The following is a 19,817-nucleotide window of genomic DNA, read 5'->3' as shown; positions in this document are numbered from 1 at the left end:
ATTTTGTAAGTCCGCTCGAAACGTTTTTGACTCAGTGTGCTCTGCGCGAGCCCTATTTTAATTTCATTTTATGGATTTCTTCTGCGACTGGGATGTTTTGGTATTCTATCCTTTCTTTTCCATAATAGAGAAGTGTTTCAATTGAGTTTGTTTTCGGGAAAAACTTTCGGATCTCGGTGAGAGGGATGCGGATCGTATCAGATCGTAGAGTCTGATTTACAAATTCTGTGTTCTCCGCTCTCAAGATGAGTTCGAGTTCTTTAGGGTCGAAAGTTCTGATTTTTTCGGATTTTATAATATTCTCAAAAACTGTTTCTTCTTCTTTTTTTCTCGAAATTGTACGGAAGGGGATCGTGGTCCATTCGAATAGAGCTCCTAGATCAGCAAACATTCCTAAGATATACCTGTTCCAGGGTTTATCATCGTGATCCAATTGTCTGTATCCGTCTGTTTTCTTGTAATCGTAATGAATGATCTTGGTTTCTAAGGTTTTCCTTTTTTCTAATGTTTCCAGGAAGGAAGCTCCCTCTATTTTTAAGACTAGCTCGAAGTTTTGGAATTCGTAATCTATTCTTCCCTTATTAGAGATGATTACTTCTTCTTTTTTATCCAATAAGCGAGAGTCGATTGTCTCCTGTTTATAAGGAAAAACCGTAAAACAGTTTAGAAAAGCAGAATATACTAGAACTAAGCCGAAAAAATAGCCGAAGGATCTAAATCTATTCACTGAAATAAGGGCACCATTCCATAAGCCGATTCGAATGCATCCGCTTGTTCTTCGCATGCCCAAAGTTCCAGACTTTTATCATAGTTCTGGTTTGTTACCAAGGTAAAGATCGCCTGATTTTTTCGGACCTGGCATTTTACGGTTTCGATCAGTCCTTGTCTGTTCCGGTTGCACGCACTCGCGATCCTTAAAATTGCGGAAAGTTTTTCGACCGTTTCCTGTTCTCTTGGACCGACCCTTTGGAATTCTCTATGTTTAGACTTTGGAGAACTTTTGCGGTGGTATCTTGCAGTGAGGGCTATGATTTCTATTTCTCCCCAGGTAAAACCAACCATCGCTTCCGAGTTTCGGATCAGATAATAGCTGTGTTTATGATAGGCGGAATGAGAAATGAATAGCCCTACCTCATGTAGTAAGGAAGAAGCTTCCAAATATTCTCTTTCTTCCTTTCCTAATCTATGTACTGACTGTAGTTGATCGAATATATCCAGTGAAAGTTTGGCTACATGGCGGGCGTATTCTTGATCTCTCGTGTAAGAAACCAAAAGGTTCAAGATGGATTTTTGGCGGATATCATCCAGATGTTTGGAATGTTCTAAGTCCTGAAAATGTTCCCATTTTCGGATGGTATCGTAAATAATCCCTTCCCTAAGTGCAAATTCGGATACGGTCATATCCGGAAGGTCCAATAATTGAAATAGTTCATCCAAGATCAACATTCCACCTACGATGATATCGGAACGTTTGGAATCGAATCCAGGGATCTTACTTCTCTTTTTAGAAGTGTCCGCTTCTAAGATCATATTCCTCGCTTTTTTGAATTCAGAGGACTGGAATGTATAATGGTTGAGAGGCCTTTCTTCTACTTCTTCTTTCTCGAATGCGCGGATAATTCCTGCAGTTGCCTGGATTGTTCCGGATGAACCGATGATCATTTCTGGTTTTAGATCCCTGATGATCTTTCTAAAAGGAAGAATGATCTCTTCCACATAGAGTTTACATTTTCGTATCTGAGAAGAATCCAAAGTTTCCGATTTCAGGAATTTTTCGGTGAGTCGGATTGCTCCTAATTTGAAACTTTTGGAGAATAGAATATCCCCTCTATAACCCACTAAAACTTCGGTACTTCCTCCACCTATATCCACAAGTAGGACCTTTTTATCGAATACAGGAAGTCCTTGTAGGACCCCAAAATAGATGAGTCGGGCTTCTTCATATCCGCTGATCACATCTATTTTAATTCCTGCTTCCTTTAAGGCAGCGGCCTGGAATTCGGCACGATTGGAAGCTTCTCTCATTGCGGATGTAGCGACTGCTCTGATCTCTGCCTTTGAATTATCAGCGAGCATCTTAAAACGCTTTAAACACTCGATTGCGCGCCTAAATGCGGGAGGGTCGATCTCTCCTCCTTCTTCCAAACCGCTTCCGAGACGTACGTTCTCCTTCTCTCTGGCGATTGCTTCAAAGGTCCCGTTTTCTCGGACCCGGACGATAATCATGTGAAAGGAGTTTGTGCCTAGATCGATGGCAGCTAGGGTGTTTTCCCGAACCATAAGTTCCCCAAGTTTATGGAGGTCGCAATGGGTTCCAATTTGTTTTTCGTTTTTTTTGTTTTGGAATTGCCCGTAAGGATCGGGCAGGAAATATTGAATTGGATCGCGACAGTAAAATCCTAGAGATTTTCACCGATCTTGCAGATAATAAATAAGATCAACCAGCCTTCTGGCAGCAAAGGATAGAAATGATATTCGATAAGCTATACGGATTATTTTCCAACGATATGGGAATCGACCTCGGAACCGCAAACACTCTCGTCCATGTAAAAGGGCAAGGTATCGTTCTTTCCGAGCCTTCCGTAGTAGCGGTCCACGCGGCTACGGGCAAAGTGCTCGCAGTAGGCCAGGAAGCTAAGAGAATGTTGGGACGTACTCCCGGCGAGATCGTAGCAATCCGTCCTATGAAAGACGGGGTGATCGCGGACTTCGAAACAGTCGAAAAAATGATCCGCTACTTCATTGCAAAAGTCCATAATAGAACTACTTTCGTAAAACCTAGGATCGTGATTGGAGTTCCTTCCGGGATCACTGAGGTGGAAAGACGTGCGGTTCGTGAATCCGCAGAACAAGCAGGTGCTCGCGAGATCTTCTTGATCGATGAAGCATTAGCTGCTGCGATCGGTGCAAATATTCCGATCAATGAACCTGCCGGTAATATGATCGTGGATATCGGTGGTGGAACTACCGAGATCGCTGTCATCTCTCTTGGCGGTATGGTGATCGCTGAGTCCATCAGAACCGGTGGTGATGAGTTCGACGATGCTATCATCAAATATTTAAGAAACCAATACAACCTGGTTGTTGGGGAAAGAACCGCGGAAGATATCAAACTTACTATCGGTAATGCTTACCCTGAGAAAAAAACCGAGACCATGGAAGTAAAAGGTAGAGATGCGATTTCAGGATTACCTCGTACTCTTGAATTAGAATCCAATGAGATCCGTAAGGCTCTTAAAGAACCAACCGACGAAATTTTAGACGGGATCAAAAGAGTTCTGGAAAGGACTCCTCCGGAACTTGCTTCGGATATCGTAGAAAGAGGGATCGTTCTTACAGGAGGAGGATGTCTTCTTCGCGGATTAGAAACCTATCTTTCTAAAGAAACCGGTGTGCCTGTGTTCAGAGCGGAAAACCCTCTGACCTGCGTCGTACTTGGAACCGGAAAATTCTTGGACGAAGTTAAGTATCTAAAACCAGGGATCCGTTAATTCGGATCTCGGTCTCCGGCTTGATTGCCGGAGTCCGATACGGAATTTTTTATGCTTTGGCTTCAAGTTAATAAAAGTAAGGAAACCGTTTCCCTTTTATTTTGTATCGTATTCTCTCTTCTGTCCCTGACTTTTAAGAGCAATGTTTTAGTCAGAGGGATTGCAAGTTTTCAGAGAGTAGGGGATTCCGTTTCCGGCTCCATCGACGGAGTGGGCTCCTTCTTCAAAGGGGCTTATACTAAATTAGAATCTTTTGAAGCAGTTCGCCAGGAAAGAGATGCCTGCGTTGCTGCTATAGACGATTATAAACTTCTTCCCCAAGATCTAGAAAGAGTAAGTAGAGAGAACGAAAGTCTCAGAAGAGAATTACGTTTTAATACTAAACAAAAATATTCCACGGTCAAAGCGGAAGTTCTTTCCGTTCGTTTGAATTCTATCTATCGTACTATCATTATAGATAAAGGTTCCGAAGCAGGGATCAAACCTTATATGCCTGTCACTGCAAGGGCTGTGAATCAAAAAGGTGAAATTATAGAAGCTTTGGTAGGAAAGGTGATTGCGGTCACCGGAGGATCCGCGGTGATCCAGCCTATCATCAATTCCAATTATAATATGGGTGTTTCTATTCCTGAAAGTAATCTTTGGGCTACTCTTTCCGGAAACTCAGGAAGAGGAATGGAAGCATTGATGAATTATATTGATAGCGGTATCATCATCGATCCAAGGATTTTCGGGGATTACCCGATGGGTCCAAGCGAGATGATCCAATACACCGAATCTTTAAGTAAGATCGGAAAACCGGTATATAGTTCAGGTTCTTCCGGAATGTTCCCACCTGGAATTCCAGTGGGTATAATTACTGAAGAAGGTCCGCGTAACGGAAGTTTTAAAACTGCGTTTTTGAAACCTTTTGTTCGTTTCGATATGTTGGAGTCGGTAACTATCTTAATGAAACTCCCTGAAAAATGGGCGGAAACCTGGCCGGAAGGACAGAATATCAATATCGAAAATCCTTATTTTGGTGAATTAAATTATCCTAAAGAAGAAAGAGAACCGAAAGCGCCCGCTCCAGTAGGAAATAAACCTGTGGAAACTCCCAAACCTCAAAAACCGGAAGGAAACGGATCCGGATTCTCCGACGAGGAAACGAACTGATGATCTTGGAATATATAGTCATTGGTGCCGGGATCCTGATCTCCCACTTCTTGAACGGTACAAACCTATTCGAAATTTCCGGATTTAAACCGGACTTTATGGTGATCTTCGTTTTGTTCTTTGCTCTTCGTAGAGGAACAATGGCAGGGATCTGGATCGGATTTTTTGGCGGTTTACTTTCCGATTCAGGTTTAGGCGGAGAAATTGTAGGGAATGTTGTTACCTATAAAATAGGACTTCACTCACTTACATTCTGCATCATGGGTTATATTGTAGGGAAGTTCGCAAGACCTGCCTATCATGAAAATCAGATTTCCATAATGTTATATTCTTTGGTTGTCACCTTGATCTCAAGGATCGCGTCTTATTTCTTATTCTCCTTATTCTTTCATGAGAATTTAAACTACTCTATCATCAGTACCTCTATCTTTAATGGTGCAATCGCTCCTATATTCTTCTGGGTGTTAGGTAAACTATACAGATTGGAGCAGGCGGAAGGTTAAAATGTTGGGGGGAGGAGGATCTTCTTCAGCCACAGAGTTTAGACTGGAGCGCAGTTTCAGGCTAAGGCTGTACATGTTCTCAGGGCTCGTTGCATTTGCTTTAATCGCATTTGTGATCCAGTTATTCAATCTTCAAATCGTACAAGGAACGGATAACTCTTTAAAAGCGGAGAAATTCGTCCGAAAAAGTGAGACCATTCCGGCTGCCAGGGGAGAAATGTTCGATAGAAACTTTCTCACCCCGGAAACTTCCATGGCACTTGTTTCCAATTATTCTAGTTTGGATGCAGTATTAAACACTTCTATTCTCAAATACGATCCTACTAGGGTTAAAAATTTCCTACAGGAATTTGCGAGAACTCTTTCGATCCCAATGTCTTATTACGAAGAGGATTTACTTGAACCTAAATTCTCCAAAAAGATCAAGACCAAAAAACCATTCGTACTTTTAGAAGCTATCTCAAAGGCTCAGCAGGAACGTATATCAGTTTTTGATAATATATCTAAGTATGTCATCTTGGTTCCTTCTCCCAGAAGGATCTATAAGATGGGTCCTGCACTTGCACATGTGACAGGATATATCGGTAAGCCTAGTAAAACGGACCTTCTTACCCGAGAAATTAAATCTTATCAATGGCTTGGAAAAGACGGGTTGGAGCTTCAATACGACTCGAGACTTAGAGGAACTGACGGATTCCGGATCCAAAAAAGAAGTTCCGAAGGTAATATCGAGGAAGAGAGGGTAGTAGAACATTCTACTCCTGGAAACAACCTGGTTCTTACTATAGATAAAGATATCCAACTTGCAGCATACAAGGCTTTAAAAGGTGCCAGAGGAACCGCGATCGCTATGCGTCCTTCAACCGGGGAAATATTGGCAATGGCTTCTAATCCGAGCTATGATCCGAATGTTCTCTCCGGAAAAAGTAGATCCGAAAGAACTGCACATTATAAGAGAGTGGATGCAAACGGTGGATTTTTAAATCTTGCGATCCAATCTAAATTTCCGCCGGCTTCTACTTATAAAACGTTAGTTGCACTTGCTGCTTTGGAAAGTGGGCACAAGGTGGATTATACACCTGACACCAGTTATCAATGTAATGGTAGTTATACTTTAAAATCCACATTTGCCGGAGTTCCCGACCAAGTTTTCTATTGTTGGGAGAAGGGAGGACATGGTACGAATGACCTTGCTCATGCTCTTCAAAAGTCATGCTCTGTTTATTTTTATAACCTAGGATATAAACTCGGTTCTGATCCTATCTTGACCTATTCCCGTTTATTCTTGTTGGATCAAAAATCCAAAGTGGATCTTCCGGGAGAAATTGCCGGTCAGGTTCCTTCTCCAGCTTGGAAAAAAAGAATTTATGGAACCAGATGGTTCGATGGAGATACGATCAACCTTTCTATCGGACAGGGATTCATGTCCGTAACTCCTCTTTCTATGACATTATTCTATGCCGGACTATTGAATAGAGGCCAGATCTATCAGCCTTATATAGTCAACGAGATCAGAGATCCATTAGACAATTCAATTATCAATCGTACGGACCCTCAGAGACTGAGCGATATTCCGATCCAATCTTCTACAGTAGAAGCTATCAAAACAGGACTTAGATTGGTAGTGAAGAATGGAACAGCTGCATTCGTATTAAACAAACCTGGGCTTCCCGATATCGCAGGAAAAACGGGAACAGCCCAAACAAGAAGAAGAGGATCTTCAGGATCCAACCACGCTTGGTTCATAGGATATGCACCTGCAAATGCTCCGGTCAGCGAACAAGTATTAGTTGCCGTGTTCGTAGAATACGGAGTGGGTGGAGCAGCCGGAGCAGCGCCGGTCGCAAGAGAAATGTTTAGGGCCGCTTTCCCTCCAGGAAGTTTCAAAAGAACTGCAGAGATACCTGAGACCGCCCCTGCAACACCGGAGAATATACAATGATGTCGGATCGTTCCATAGATAGGATTGACTACTTTTTGGTAGGCTCGGTCATCATAGTGGTGATCTGCAGCGTTCTCACTTTATATTCACAAGAATATAATTTTGACGATTCTAGTGTCGGACTCATGAGCCATAAATGGTTCAAACAGTTTTTGTTCTTCCTACTCGGGCTGATCATTATGTGGTTCCTCTCTAGGGTCAATTACCAGTTGATCGGAGCTTATGCATTATTTATTTATGGGTTCGCTATTCTATTATTAGCACTCACTCTAGTAAAATGGATCGGTTATCTTCCTTCCAGCCGAGGTGCGAGATCTTGGATCAAGATAGGACCGTTCTTATTGCAGGCCTCGGAGTTTGCAAAACTCGCCACTGTGATCTTACTTGGTCAGTATTTAGTACTAAAAGAAAAGGAAATGAAGAAGTTAGTGGTACTAGTGATCCCATTCGGGATCGTTCTATTACCGATGGCTTTGATACTTTTGCAGCCTGACTTTGGAACAGCGGTCTCCTTCTTACCGATCTTATTCACAATGTTATTCTTGGGAGGAGCCGACTATTTCCACATAGGTTCCTTTATCACATTCGGAGGGATCTCTCTTGTTCTTCCGATGTATGTGGAATATTCTAAACTTACATTGTTGAATGATATTCTCGCATTCCTACAAAGAACCGGAAAAACGGACCTTCTATCCGTAGTGAACCGATTGGGTGGAAAAACCTGGCAGGTGTTGGACGGGAAAGATATAGCCGGGGCGAACTTGACACCCAAAACAATCGCCTCATTGAGAGAAGTATTCGATCAGGTAATCGACTTAGAAGGCAGCTTTATATTTAAGTTACTTTCCAATCAAGGGTTACTTATCGGAGTAGGGGCAACACTTATCATATTCAGTATCATTATGATCTTGCTCAGGGTTGCTCGAGGAAGTAAAACATTACGTTCTTATTATATTCCTCTTGGGATCCTCGGGATCAGTTTGATTTCGGCAGTAGTTGTGATGAAAACTGTTCCTTTCCGGGAAAACCAGGTTATCCGATTGACCGCTTTTTTGAATCCTGATGAGTTCAAACAAGACGCGGGATACCAGCTTAGGGCATCCAAACCTGCAGTGGGTTCCGGAAAATTAGTCGGAAAAGGATTTTTAAACGCGGAAATGACGGAAGGAAAAATCCCTCATGTTCCTGAATCCAGCACAGACTTCATCTTTGCATCTTGGGCAGAACAAACAGGCTTTATAGGTTCTGTGTTTTTGCTCTTCTTCTTATTCTCTATTCCGCTTAGAGGACTGCAGATCAGTTACGAAAGTAAGGACAGATTCGGATCTCTACTCGCATCCGGAATTGTAGCGATGTTATTCTATCATATGGCGATCAATATCGGGATCGTACTCGGACTATTGCCGGTAACAGGGATCCCACTTTCCTTCATGAGTTACGGTGGGTCTCACTTGCTTATGTCCATGGCAGCGGTCGGAATCATTCTCTCCATCAAGATGAGAAAACACGCAAACTAAAATTTGGATCGGTAAAATGGCTGGTATTGCAAAAAAGCCTGCCGATATTCTATCTAAGCCGGCATGGAAAGAGTAAAAGATTCCAGATTTCTATTCGATCTGAAAAGAAAGTTCCGCTATATCTTGGAAGAAGTGGAGAAGAATACCTACGACCAAGATTCGGAAGTTAGAGAATTAGAAACAGTCTGGGAAGAAATGTTCGATGTCGCTTCCAGAAATGATACTCCATATTTTAAGGCCAGACTTTCCAATCTGAAAAGACAGTTAGATGGTTTTGTCAGGAACAAGGCCTACGAAAAACAAGAATTCGATCGTATCTACAGACAACTAGAGAAGATCCGTAAGGATGATACTGTAGAATTTTTGGACGAGTCCATGCGTTCTACATTAGGAAGGATCGCAGAAAACACAAACAGAGTTGCAACGAATATACCGGGTTCCGGGTTAGAACCGGGCTCTTTGGGTGGGATCCCTCTACTTCTCACTTTCAGATGTGGCACAGTTCATTTTATAGTAAAATCTGGACCTAAAAAGATTTTCAGAAATGTACATAGAAACAAGGACAAGGTAATCTACGAAGGGAAAAAATATCCAATCTTTCCAAGCAGATCCATTTACTTCTCTTGGGAAGGAGAAGGTAGAGCCTGGGAAACTGAGCCCGGTTCCTTGCTCATGATCCGTTACCCGGAAGGGAATAGATTTTTTAGATGTGATGCATTAGGAGACACATTCCGCATTCCTGAAGATACGTTTAAAAGAAGATTACAACCTACTGATAAACAATCCTCCGAGATCCGTTATTATTTCCGTAAAGCCGGAGTTAGATATTATTATATTCCTCAGAAGGGTGAGTGAATTTCGGATCTCATGGTATTCGAAGAATTAGATACCGAAAAAGGTCCAATCTCCTTTTTGAAAGACAGCGACTATATCATTCAAAATATAGATTCATTTTTCGATCTAATTTATTCTGCAGCTAGCGATACAATTGCGGTCCATTCTTCTCATTTTCCGGAACATTTTTTTGATCTAAAAACAGGTTTTGCTGGAGAGATCTTTCAAAAGATCACAAATTATCAAAAACGATTTATTGTAATAGGCGACTATTCTAATATCACTTCTAAAAGTTTTAAAGATTTAATTTACGAAAGTAACAAAAACGGTAAAGTGATCTTTGTAGAGACATTGGCGGAAGGAATTCGACTACTTAAAAAATCCACCTAACATAAATATAACGTAATTTAGGTTGCAATTTTCTGCCTCAGTGCGAAAATCCAAAACCTTTCCGATGCAGAACAATACTTCTTTCTGGGATAACTGGACTTTCGAAAGCCTTTTCGATCTATATTCTAAAGGATTGGATTTTTCCGACTCCAAAGAATTAAAAATAAATAAAGAGACAAATTCCTATGATTGGACGGAAGTTTCTACAGCCTGCGTCCAGATAGAAAGTCTATTTCATTTGATTAATGAACTTGTTTTAAGAGAAAAAATATTCTATGATCATAAGTTTTCCGCAGGTTGGAATTCCTTCGAAAGCTTGGATTCCTTGGATGGAAGTCTCCTTATTTCGGTAGATATACCGACTTACAATCCAGAAGTTGCCGATTCCAGAAACAAAGCCTTAGAATTATTATGTGTTACTGATCTGATGAAAAAACATCAGGAAGAAAATTTAGAAGGGTATAGAAAGAATAAACAATCACCTCATGAATATTTCGGTCAAGTTGTCTGGGGAGCAGCCGGAAATCTGGGACGCAGTTCCTTTTTAGGAGCGCATTACGTGGCTCATCCAATTCGTGCTTCTTTACTGGAGCAAGTTCCTTTATTCGAACCTCATACTGATATAAATTCGGAAGTGAAAGAATGGATCGATAACGAAAGGATGAAGATGTTCACAAGTTTGACTCCTGTGGGAAAGATGAATAATTTCCAATTAGTTCTTCCGCCTATAGTTGCAGAAGTTATCGAATCTGCTTCAAAATTTTCAGAGATCATTCCTTCGGCGATAGAGACTAGAGAAAAATATACAAAGATCAGAGAATGGATAGGAGAATACCAAACTGCAGTAGAGCGCGAAGATCCTGCTTCACTTTCTAAGTTTAGAAAAACATTGGATTCGGTGACGCAAGATTTGGAAAAAATGAGAAAAGGTACAGATATGGGAAATACTAAAGTGGGACTTTCCTTCATTAGTTTAGATTTTCCGTTACCAAAACTGCCGGATTACAGGAAATATTGGGGGATCAGAGGTGCTTTAAATAAACTTTCCCTTAGTCGAAAAGGGGATAAGTCCCTTACTAAACTTTTAGATTGGTTGGATTGCCCGGAGGGTGGAGAGTCTGAAAAAATCAGGAAATATTTTATTTTATGATTTTCTTTATAAGCGATGGAGCAAATTGTTTGCGGGCTATGGAGTTAGATTTTAATAAATGAAGTTTAACGTGTGTCTTCTATCTTTATTTTGGGTCCTTCCTTCCTGTAGTCTGATTGATCCGGATTTTTATAACTACGATGGGAAACAAATGGGGTGTCTTGCTATACTTGTTTCGTATAATGCCTGCACTGACGGGTCAACTGATCCAGAAAGACAGAATGCATGCCTAACAGAATCATTGGCTGCTGGTGCGAGTTGTTTTGCTAATTAGATGGGAACCGAAGGCGGAGAGATTACTCTCCGTCCTCGAGTAGATTGTTTAAACTATCCAGTAGGACTTCCACTTCTACACCGTAGCCCATACAAACTTGCTCGATAGTTTCGAGTTCGTTGATGGAACAATGAGAACATCCGCCCAAATGATAGCTTGAAAATACCAATCCTGCTTCAGGATGAAGACCAATTGCTTCGCCTACAGTCATTTCTTTAAAAAATCTTGGCTTGACCGCTTCCGACATGGGGAAAATCTCCTAAGTACTGGTTTAAGTTCCAGTATATAGACTCCCTAGGCCAAAGTCAATTCCATGTTTTTTCAAGAAACCGGCAAATTCTATATCCGAATCGAGGAAAGGTTCGAATCTTCTCATTATCTTTATAAATACTTCCCTGATGGCTCGGATGAGCCAATCCATGGCCATTCTTTTAAGGTAGAAGTCTATCTCTCCGGCCAAAAGAATATTGGAGAAGATGGGATCAGCTTCGACTTTTTGACCTCTAAACGTAAACTCAAAGAGCTAGTAGCCGAGTTAGACCACATTCTTATCAATGACCATGCGGATTTTAAGAAGACCAATCCTACTTCTGAAAATATGGCCCGTTGGTTTTATTATGGCTTAAAGGACAGCGTATCTGAGGCTAAAGGAAAAGTAGATCGGATCGTGATCCACGAAGGTCCGGAAAACTTGGCTTACTACGAGCCAATTTCCTGACCCATACTTTGCCATCAATGATGGCACCGACTTGCTTCGCAGTCGTACGCTCGCTTCTATTGTCGCTGCGCGTGGGTGCTTGAACGAAGTGAAAGCAAATCTTAAATAAACAAACTGCATTCAAATCAAAACGAACGTGTATTTGATAAAAATCAAATCTTACCGTACGTGAAAAGGAAAACTAAGTTCGCCACTGCATAAGAGATCGTGAAATAAAAACCGATTCGCAAAGGGCGTGGAAGTTTCATCACCCCGCATAAAACAAAATGCACCGCTAAAAAACAAAGAGCCAAAGTGTTGGTCCAAAGGACGGCCTTCACCGGTTCAGAGTCGGCTCCGTATAAAAGAAGAAGGATCGTAGGCAATAGTCCTAGAAAACTCATGAACCCGCCGGTAGCGATCCAAACCATTAGGATCATTCTGGACTGTCTTTCGTCGGGATGTTGGAAGACAGAGATAGCGCCTCCCACTACTAACTGGTGCAGAAAACCATGGAATGCGTAGACCAAACTTACACATAAAAATAGGATCGTAGGCAGGTTGAGATGATTCAGGTCTGACAAATGGAAAACTCCGGACTTCTTATCGACTCACAAATCTTATGGGACGGCTTTCACTTCACAACTAATTTACTGTTGACCTTCGATTGAAAAAAACGAAGATAACAGGCCGGACATGAATCAAACTCTTTGGACCCCCAGTCCCGAACTCATTCAAAACTCAAGACTTACAGAATTCCAAAATTTTGCCGAACAAAAGATCGGTAAAAAATTTCAGAACTACTCAGAACTACATTCCTGGTCTGCGGAATTCCCCGAAAAATTTTGGGGACTGATTTGGGAATTTGCTCCTGTCATTCATTCCAAAACCTACGACGAAGTCATCCGGCCTGGAAAAACTTTTAGAGAGGCTCAATTTTTTCCGGGAGCAAAACTAAACTTCGCACAAAACTTACTTCGAAAAAAAGACGATACGATCGCTATCTTTTACAGGGGAGAAAGTGGAGCGGAGAGTAGTCTGACCTATTCGGAACTTTATAAAAATGTAGGAGCACTCGCCGCTTATTTTAGATCAGAAGGTGTGGTACCTGGAGATAGGATTGCTGGGCTCATGCCGAATGTCCCGGATACGGTTCTCGCAATGTTAGCTGCTACTAGCATCGGTGCTGTTTGGACATCTTGTTCTCCTGATTTCGGGGTCAAAGGTGTTTTAGATCGATTCGGCCAGATCAAACCTAAAATCCTGATCACCACGGATCGATATGAATTTAAAGGTAAATCACTTTCGCTTGCAGCTACGATCCAAGAGATATCTTCCCAACTTACTGATCTCAAAAAGATCTTAGTTTCCGAATATCCTAGTTTAGGATCAAAGGATCAGAAAATTGTTACGGATGAATTTCCTACAAATTCACTTCCATTAAAAGAATCTTATCAATCTTTTCAGGGACAGGAACCCGAATTTTATCAAACATCTTTTGATCATCCGGTATACATCATGTATTCTTCCGGAACAACGGGGCTTCCAAAATGTATGGTCCAAGGATCAGGAGTTTTTCTAAATCACTGGAAAGAACTCGCACTTCATTCGGATCTGAGAGAAGGAGATGGGATTTTCTATTATACCACCTGCGGATGGATGATGTGGAACTGGCTTGTAAGTTCTCTTTCTATCGGGGCCACAGTACATCTATTCGATGGAAATCCATTTCACCCTGATCCTGGAGTATTATTCCGTTATGTTTCCGATCGGAAAGTCAAGGTATTCGGAGTAGGAGCTAAATATATTCTTAGCTTGGAAAAGGAAAAATATAAACCGAGCATGGATCTATCTTCTGTAAAAGCGGTATTATCAACAGGATCCCCGTTACCAGGATACGGATTCGAGTATGTCTATGGATCTTGGAAGAAGGACCTAAGGCTTTCCTCTATTTCGGGAGGAACCGATCTGAATGGATGTTTTGCATTAGGAAATCCTAATTTACCCGTGCACTCCGGAGAATTACAATCTCTAGGACTTGGAATGGCAGTCCAGATTTTTGATGATTCCGGAAAGCCGGTCCAGGGACAAAAAGGGGAACTAGTTTGTACAAAACCATTTCCTTCCATGCCATTGGAATTTTGGAATGATCCGGATGGAAAAAAATACCTGGGTGCTTATTTTGATACGTATCCCAATATCTGGAGACATGGTGATTTTGCGGAAATTCTTCCCAATGGAGGAATGGTAGTTTATGGAAGATCGGATGCTACCTTAAATCCAGGTGGAGTTCGAATTGGAACCGCGGATCTATATAGTTTACTAGAAACAATTTCCGAAATTGCAGATTCAGTAGTGATCGGTCAAGAATGGAAGGATGATGTTAGAGTGATCCTATTCTTAAAGATGGCTGCAGGTGCAGTCTTAGATCCCACATTTGAATCTAAGATCAAAAAAGAAATAAAGGAGAAGGTTTCTCCTCGCCATGTTCCATCTAAGATCATCCAGGTAGCGGATATTCCTTATACTCGAAACATGAAGAAAGTAGAGATCGCGGTTAAAAAGACAGTCCAAGGAGAGACGGTCACGAACCAAGATGCACTCATTAATCCTGAATCGTTAGAATATTATAAAAATATCCCGCAATTACAAACGGATTAAATTCGCCTTTGCGGCATTCTTCTTTCATTCGGATAGAAAGATATAAGTTTGGACCTTCTATCTTTCTGAAAAAGAAGTTTCTATGATCAGATCCGTATTTTCCCAGATATATTCCGTTTCAATAGGGGAAGCTAAATATTCCGCAGAGTTCTGTGAATTAGAGTAATTCTCTTCGGATTCTTTCATGCTACGCACATAAAATGTAGCAAGCCCAGCCAATCCTAAAAGTAGAATTGCAGCTAATGCCGCCTGCCATACAAACATATTGTTCGCAACTTTTTGGAATTCTGCTTTGGCGATTACTTTGCCGGCAATCCTTTTTGCAAGATCAGGATCTTTGAGTAAGGATCCAATTTTTTGCTCCACATCGGAATCGATATAAGGTTCTTTCATTTTTTTTCTCTTCCTGTCCGATTCGAATTTGCGAATCGGGATAACCATTCTTTTGCTCTGGAAATCCTGGACTTGACAGTTCCTTCGGAGATATCCAGTTTTTTAGCGATCGATTCCATCTTCTCGCCACCCAACCTAAGTATCATAGTTTCTTTATATGGAGAAGGCAAGAGATTAATTTGAGATTCCATCCATTTACGTTTGTCCGGATCAGGTTCGATCGCTGCAATATCTTGTTCTTTTTTCTCGGAAACCTTTATCTCTGCTTGTAGTTTTGAATAAGCTCTTCCTTCTCGATTCCATTTTCTAATCGCTCTTCTGCATTCATTTCTGGCAGCAACGTACAACCAACGATTTGCATCTTGTGGATCCAGAGAAGGTTTGTTCTTAAATTTAAGATAATATCTTAAATATGTATCTTGGACCAGGTCCTCAACTAAGGAAGCCATCCCAGGCATAATATGCCTACGGATGGACTTGAGGACAGTCTCCTTGCTGGATTCTATGATCCGGATTAATTCTGGTTCCGTCATTCTATCTATAGTCCGCACCAAAACTTAGGTTATTAATAAGTATTTGGTCTCGGGCTTCAAGAACCTGGCCATTTATGGACAGGTTCTTACAGTCTCTATCTCCTGGAGGAGGTGGGCCATGGTGATGCGGGTGAGAATCCCTTCTTTCCTTGATCCTATTTAATCTTTCCTTGTGGAGTTGGTTCAGTTTTTGTTTTTGCTCCGGATTCAGAATGGACTCGAATTCTAATCTTCCTTGTATATGCAGAAATCTTAATTCTAATTGTATGTCGCTGATCTCTTTTAGTTTGGATCTTACAGCTACCAGATCTACTTTAGGGGATTCTAATAGTTTGCGTAATGATTCGTGAAGAGCAGGTAACTTTTCTCCCATACTCCGACTTATATTAAGCCTTTTGTCGGTGGCCGCCTTTGCTTTTTCGATTTGTTCGGGAGTCAGGGAAAGTTCTTTGGAGAATCTTTCAAAATTTCTCTCCTCTCTTTCCCTTGGACCAGGGCCTCCTCCTGGTATAAAGAAGTCGAATGGTTCAGGACCGAATGGTGGCGGAGGAGGGGGTTCTGCAAATAAGATATTCCCTGATCCTGAAACCAGTAAAATAAGAACGAATAACTTGAGTTTATTAAAATCCAAAACGATCACCTACTATTTCTGACGAATTATTTTTATTGTGTGGTACTAGTGCTAGAAGAACTTCCTGAAGAAATCGTACTACTTGTACAATTTACTTCTCCTTTAATACTGACAGACGGACCCGAAACATTCTGCGTATTATAACAAGTCGCTCCATCCTGGGTATAACACATACTTGTAGAAGTTGCGGAAGTACAATTGATATTATCTATAGTATAACATTGAGTGAGAGAAAGACCTACACTTCCGCTCGAAACTGCTGTGCCTACGAGATCCAAATCTACTGTAAGATAGGAAAGAGCCTGAGAACTGGAAACACTTGTGTCCACAGGCACACCACTTCCTCCCCAATAAATTTTACCGTAATTAGAAACCACTGCAGATGTTCCTATTCCTCCTGAATAAGAGAAACCTTGGGTTGAATCGATAAACCCTTGATTTTGAGTGGCATCGTATAAGAACTTGAGATACAAATATTCTCCCGTTTTAAAATACAATCTTGTGATCACCGTATAAAGGTTCGTGGTGCTTGTACTTGTTGTAGTGGTGGTCGTACTCGTGCTGGAAGAACTATAAGGACTGGCGGTCCCGCAACTTGCAGTTTTATCCATGTCCAATTCCCCATCTATATTGAACGCGACCCCGTCCCCAAAAACGGTTAAACTTACCTTATCCGCATCTCTGTTCTCGCAGGATAAAAAACAAAATAAGAAAAATAGGAAGAGGGCCTGATGGCCTTGTAGGTTCGGTCGGATGAAAAGATTCAAAATAAAATTTCCGGATTCTATATATAAGTAAACCCGGAGAGGGAAAAACGTTCCCTGATTCTTACTAAAAAATTCACATTTATCGAATCGACTCGAGTATGATTGATATCTGTTTTTCCCTTGATCCATAAGCGCCAAGAAAATAAAAAAGAATGGTGTTTCGAATATTCGGACTTCTATTTTCGTTTTTGATCCTTTCTCCTGTATTCTCTCAAAACATCACCGGTTCTCGTTTAGAAGAGATCCAAAAAAGGGGAGAGTTGAGAGTCACTGGAAACCGTAACTTCGACCCATTTTATATCTCTGATCCAAAAGATGGTTTTCCTGGATTCGATGCGGAACTTGGAAAAAAATATGCCGAGTTCTTGGGAGTAAAATACACATTCACAAACCGCCCAGAATTTGAGGATTACGCAGAAGCGATCAAAAATGGAGAAGCGGATATCGCATTTTCAGGCTTAAGTACTACATTAGAAAGATCTAAAAAAGGAAGCTTTAGTTATCCCTACTTGGTTTCTACAACAGGGGCATTGGTGAATAAGAATGCACTTCCTCCTCCTCCGGAAGGAAATATTATCACCACGGTATATTTCAGAAATATAAAGGACCTAGATAGTATAAGCGGACTCAGTTTTTCAGTTCGTGCGTTTTCTGCCAGCCATGAATATCTTTTAAGCCTTTTCCCGAATTCTAGGATATTCACTTACGGTTCTATGGAAAGCGCTTGGAATTCGGTGAAAGAAGGGCAGGCAAATTGTTTTGTGGGGGATTCTCTTTATATAAAGGGTCTATTACTCAAACAAAGAAGTATTTTATCTAATTTCAGAGCACTCATAGAGCCGGTTCAAGAAAATCATGTCAGCGCTTTACTTCCCAAAGGTGATATTTACTTCTCCCGCAATTTTGAATTTTTTCTGTCGGAACTCAAACGAACAGGAGAATTAAAAAGTTTAGAGGATAAGTATTTTAACAGAAACGACTGGGTGAAATAAAGAAACAGTCTAATCCCTATGGCGACTTTGGCAAAAAGAAAGGCCCAAAATTCTCCCGGACAGATCTATGTGGACTCCAGTTGTATAGATTGTGAGACATGTAGGATCTTGGCCTCGGATATTTTTGGAGAAGACCAAACCGGTTCTTTTGTTAAAAAACAACCTGAAACGGAATCCGAAAAATTACAAGCCTTACAAGCATTAGTTGCTTGCCCTACTGCCTCTATCGGAACGGAAGATCGAATTGATCTTACAGAAGCAAAATTATCTTTCCCTAGACGGATCCAAGACGAGGTTTATCATTGCGGTTTCCATTCTAAGGATTCGTTCGGAGCCTTCTCCTATTTAATTGTCCGGGAAGAAGGTAACGTACTTGTGGATTCTCCCAGGTATATCCCGTCACTTTCAGAAAAAATAAAAAATCTGGGCGGGATCAAATACCATTTCCTAACTCATAGAGATGATATTGCAGATCACGAAAAATTCCATAATGATTTCGGGACCCAAAGGATCATACATGAAGGAGACCTATCTGCCGTTCCCAATGCGGAGATAGTGATCAAAGGAAAAGAACCATTCTCTCTTAGCGAAGATCTACTCGTGATACCCGGGCCTGGGCATACAAGAGGACATTCGACTTTATTATATAAACATAAATTTCTATTTTCCGGGGATCATTTAGCATTTGATCCTGAGAGAGATAGACTGATCGCTTTTAGAGGTGCTTGTTGGTATTCTTGGGAAGAGCAAACCAAGTCCATGCAGGACCTGGAAAATTATAATTTTGAGTGGCTTCTTCCAGGCCATGGGCACCCCACTCATACGGATCGGAAGCGTATGAGTGAGATGCTTAGGTCCTGTGTTCTATGGATGCAAAAACGTTAAAGTGATTCCCTGCTTCCTAAATATTCTTCCTGGCCTGAAAACACGCTCTCAGCGTAGGCAGGAACTCCTCCCCATTTTTTAACCGCCCCCGGTCCCGCATTATAAGCAAGAAGAGCCAGACGCAGATTACCCTCGTGGGTTTTCAAAAGATGGTTCAGATAAGAGACTCCTAAATGGATATTTGTCTCCGGCTCCAATAGATCTTGTTTTTTGATATGTTTTCCTTCCCAAGAAGCTATCCAGGATCCGGTCCCTGGCATGATCTGCATAAGCCCAAGTGCATTTTTTTTGGATCTTGCTTTTCGATAGAATTCTGACTCCGTCTTGATGATCCCGAGAAGTAACCCTGCCTTCTCTCCTTCTTGGCAATAAACTCCGCAAGCACTGTTATGGATCCTTTCTGATTCCTTTTCTACGGTTAAGGACAGAAGTTCCAGCTCTGATTCTGAGAGGCTTGGTCTCTCTGAGCGAATGTATTCTTTGATTTGAGCGCTTTCCGGTAAGGAGTTCCTACCAGGTGCGGTCTTTCCGATCAGGGAGCCCGCGATTGGAGCTACAAATGATTGGTAGAGAAGTGGTAATGAGGCGATAAATATGTATCTTTTTCTAACTTTAGGCTGGAGCATTCTCCTTGCCTCCTCTTATGGTGCAACGCACCATCTATGACCAGTTTTTTTGCATCGCACTACAGGCAAAGCAAAAAACCATCCGATTTTTGGGGTTTTGGAAAAAAAGTCGGGTTTCTGGCGGAAAATCTGGCCCTTAAGAAATTAAAAACGGGATGTAGAAGAATCACAGGAAACATTTTCCTTTTAGTAAATTTATTTCCAAAACTGTAGCTCTCATTCTTTCACTCTAGTTTTTTCTCTTCATCACTATACATATTCGAATTATTTGCGAAGACTTCTCAACTACATGATATTGGAAAAAAATTTCCAATATAAGAATAAATCTTTCGGTATAAAAAATTTAAAAATATAGATCGGAACGTTTAGTAGAAGT

At 41.2% G+C, this 19,817-nt stretch carries 22 protein-coding genes; 13 read left to right on the top strand and 9 right to left on the bottom strand.

The window, feature by feature from the left end; translation table 11 throughout:
• Positions 1–52 precede the first annotated feature (52 nt).
• Both CH377_RS16925 and CH377_RS16920 read right to left on the bottom strand, forming a co-directional pair.
• Positions 53–727: a hypothetical protein gene (locus tag CH377_RS16925; RefSeq protein ID WP_100724932.1), complete on the bottom strand. Its 675-nt coding sequence runs from the start codon at positions 725–727 to the stop codon at positions 53–55.
• A complete protein-coding gene (locus CH377_RS16920) occupies positions 724–2,280 on the bottom strand; it encodes a Ppx/GppA phosphatase family protein (protein ID WP_100724931.1) in 1,557 nt (518 codons plus the stop codon). The genes CH377_RS16925 and CH377_RS16920 overlap by 4 nt, the downstream gene beginning before the upstream one ends.
• Before the next feature lie 188 nt (positions 2,281–2,468).
• Here CH377_RS16920 and CH377_RS16915 point away from each other — a divergent pair, with 188 nt between their 5' ends.
• The 9 genes from CH377_RS16915 (at position 2,469) to CH377_RS19615 (ending at position 11,256) form a co-directional block, all read left to right on the top strand.
• On the top strand, positions 2,469–3,491 hold the full coding sequence (locus CH377_RS16915; protein WP_008595388.1) for a rod shape-determining protein: 1,023 nt from the start codon (positions 2,469–2,471) through the stop codon (positions 3,489–3,491).
• Positions 3,492–3,542: 51 nt separating this feature from the next.
• Complete coding sequence (gene mreC, locus CH377_RS16910) at positions 3,543–4,646, top strand: rod shape-determining protein MreC (protein WP_100724930.1); 1,104 nt, start codon at positions 3,543–3,545, stop codon at positions 4,644–4,646.
• Positions 4,646–5,149: a rod shape-determining protein MreD gene (gene mreD / locus CH377_RS16905; protein WP_100708168.1), complete on the top strand. Its 504-nt coding sequence runs from the start codon at positions 4,646–4,648 to the stop codon at positions 5,147–5,149. The genes mreC and mreD overlap by 1 nt, the downstream gene beginning before the upstream one ends.
• Position 5,150: 1 nt before the next feature.
• Positions 5,151–7,091, top strand: coding sequence for a penicillin-binding protein 2 (gene mrdA / locus CH377_RS16900; RefSeq protein ID WP_100724929.1), 1,941 nt, complete (start codon positions 5,151–5,153; stop codon positions 7,089–7,091).
• Positions 7,088–8,608 (top strand): rod shape-determining protein RodA, encoded by a 1,521-nt coding sequence (rodA, locus tag CH377_RS16895; protein WP_100724928.1) that lies wholly within the window; start codon positions 7,088–7,090, stop codon positions 8,606–8,608. Before mrdA ends, rodA begins: the two co-directional genes overlap by 4 nt.
• A 63-nt stretch (positions 8,609–8,671) precedes the next feature.
• Positions 8,672–9,463, top strand: a complete 792-nt coding sequence (locus tag CH377_RS16890) for a hypothetical protein (protein ID WP_100724927.1) — start codon at positions 8,672–8,674, stop codon at positions 9,461–9,463.
• A gap of 12 nt (positions 9,464–9,475) precedes the next feature.
• Complete coding sequence (locus CH377_RS16885; protein WP_100724926.1) at positions 9,476–9,832, top strand: DUF4180 domain-containing protein; 357 nt, start codon at positions 9,476–9,478, stop codon at positions 9,830–9,832.
• Between the two features lie 64 nt (positions 9,833–9,896).
• On the top strand, positions 9,897–10,982 hold the full coding sequence (locus CH377_RS16880) for a hypothetical protein (RefSeq protein ID WP_100724925.1): 1,086 nt from the start codon (positions 9,897–9,899) through the stop codon (positions 10,980–10,982).
• A 58-nt stretch (positions 10,983–11,040) separates the two neighbouring features.
• Positions 11,041–11,256, top strand: coding sequence for a hypothetical protein (locus CH377_RS19615; RefSeq protein WP_125172181.1), 216 nt, complete (start codon positions 11,041–11,043; stop codon positions 11,254–11,256).
• Between the two features lie 22 nt (positions 11,257–11,278).
• On the opposite strand, the gene CH377_RS16875 is transcribed toward CH377_RS19615, so the two are convergent.
• A complete protein-coding gene (locus CH377_RS16875; protein ID WP_100724924.1) occupies positions 11,279–11,503 on the bottom strand; it encodes a disulfide oxidoreductase in 225 nt (74 codons plus the stop codon).
• A gap of 66 nt (positions 11,504–11,569) precedes the next feature.
• Here CH377_RS16875 and CH377_RS16870 point away from each other — a divergent pair, with 66 nt between their 5' ends.
• Positions 11,570–11,974 (top strand): 6-carboxytetrahydropterin synthase, encoded by a 405-nt coding sequence (locus tag CH377_RS16870; protein WP_100724923.1) that lies wholly within the window; start codon positions 11,570–11,572, stop codon positions 11,972–11,974.
• Between the two features lie 152 nt (positions 11,975–12,126).
• Here the strand turns inward: CH377_RS16870 and CH377_RS16865 are convergent, their stop codons facing one another.
• A complete protein-coding gene (locus tag CH377_RS16865; RefSeq protein WP_100724922.1) occupies positions 12,127–12,537 on the bottom strand; it encodes a hypothetical protein in 411 nt (136 codons plus the stop codon).
• 112 nt (positions 12,538–12,649) lie between these two features.
• Here CH377_RS16865 and CH377_RS16860 point away from each other — a divergent pair, with 112 nt between their 5' ends.
• Positions 12,650–14,614 (top strand): acetoacetate--CoA ligase, encoded by a 1,965-nt coding sequence (locus CH377_RS16860; protein ID WP_100724921.1) that lies wholly within the window; start codon positions 12,650–12,652, stop codon positions 14,612–14,614.
• Between the two features lie 57 nt (positions 14,615–14,671).
• On the opposite strand, the gene CH377_RS16855 is transcribed toward CH377_RS16860, so the two are convergent.
• The 4 genes from CH377_RS16855 to CH377_RS16840 are packed head-to-tail and all read right to left on the bottom strand — an operon-like array spanning position 14,672 to position 16,938.
• Positions 14,672–15,007 carry a hypothetical protein gene (locus CH377_RS16855; protein ID WP_100724920.1) on the bottom strand — a complete coding sequence of 112 codons (336 nt, stop codon included), beginning with the start codon at positions 15,005–15,007 and terminating at the stop codon, positions 14,672–14,674.
• Positions 15,004–15,540: an RNA polymerase sigma factor gene (locus tag CH377_RS16850; protein ID WP_100724919.1), complete on the bottom strand. Its 537-nt coding sequence runs from the start codon at positions 15,538–15,540 to the stop codon at positions 15,004–15,006. Before CH377_RS16850 ends, CH377_RS16855 begins: the two co-directional genes overlap by 4 nt.
• A 1-nt stretch (position 15,541) precedes the next feature.
• Positions 15,542–16,180, bottom strand: a complete 639-nt coding sequence (locus tag CH377_RS16845; RefSeq protein ID WP_100724918.1) for a Spy/CpxP family protein refolding chaperone — start codon at positions 16,178–16,180, stop codon at positions 15,542–15,544.
• A 23-nt stretch (positions 16,181–16,203) separates the two neighbouring features.
• Positions 16,204–16,938 (bottom strand): LIC10920 family plasminogen-binding lipoprotein, encoded by a 735-nt coding sequence (locus CH377_RS16840; protein WP_100724982.1) that lies wholly within the window; start codon positions 16,936–16,938, stop codon positions 16,204–16,206.
• 152 nt (positions 16,939–17,090) lie between these two features.
• Between CH377_RS16840 and CH377_RS16835 the strand changes: the two genes are divergently transcribed.
• Both CH377_RS16835 and CH377_RS16830 read left to right on the top strand, forming a co-directional pair.
• Positions 17,091–17,930 (top strand): substrate-binding periplasmic protein, encoded by an 840-nt coding sequence (locus CH377_RS16835; RefSeq protein WP_100724917.1) that lies wholly within the window; start codon positions 17,091–17,093, stop codon positions 17,928–17,930.
• A gap of 18 nt (positions 17,931–17,948) precedes the next feature.
• Positions 17,949–18,815 carry an MBL fold metallo-hydrolase gene (locus CH377_RS16830; RefSeq protein ID WP_100724916.1) on the top strand — a complete coding sequence of 289 codons (867 nt, stop codon included), beginning with the start codon at positions 17,949–17,951 and terminating at the stop codon, positions 18,813–18,815.
• On the opposite strand, the gene CH377_RS16825 is transcribed toward CH377_RS16830, so the two are convergent.
• Positions 18,812–19,441, bottom strand: coding sequence for a lytic transglycosylase domain-containing protein (locus CH377_RS16825; protein ID WP_100724915.1), 630 nt, complete (start codon positions 19,439–19,441; stop codon positions 18,812–18,814). The genes CH377_RS16830 and CH377_RS16825 overlap by 4 nt on opposite strands.
• Between the last annotated feature and the right edge of the window lie 376 nt (positions 19,442–19,817).

Source organism: Leptospira haakeii, assembly GCF_002812045.1.
In the GTDB taxonomy this organism is placed as follows: domain Bacteria; phylum Spirochaetota; class Leptospiria; order Leptospirales; family Leptospiraceae; genus Leptospira_B; species Leptospira_B haakeii.
This window is presented reverse-complemented; position numbering and strand designations above follow the sequence as displayed.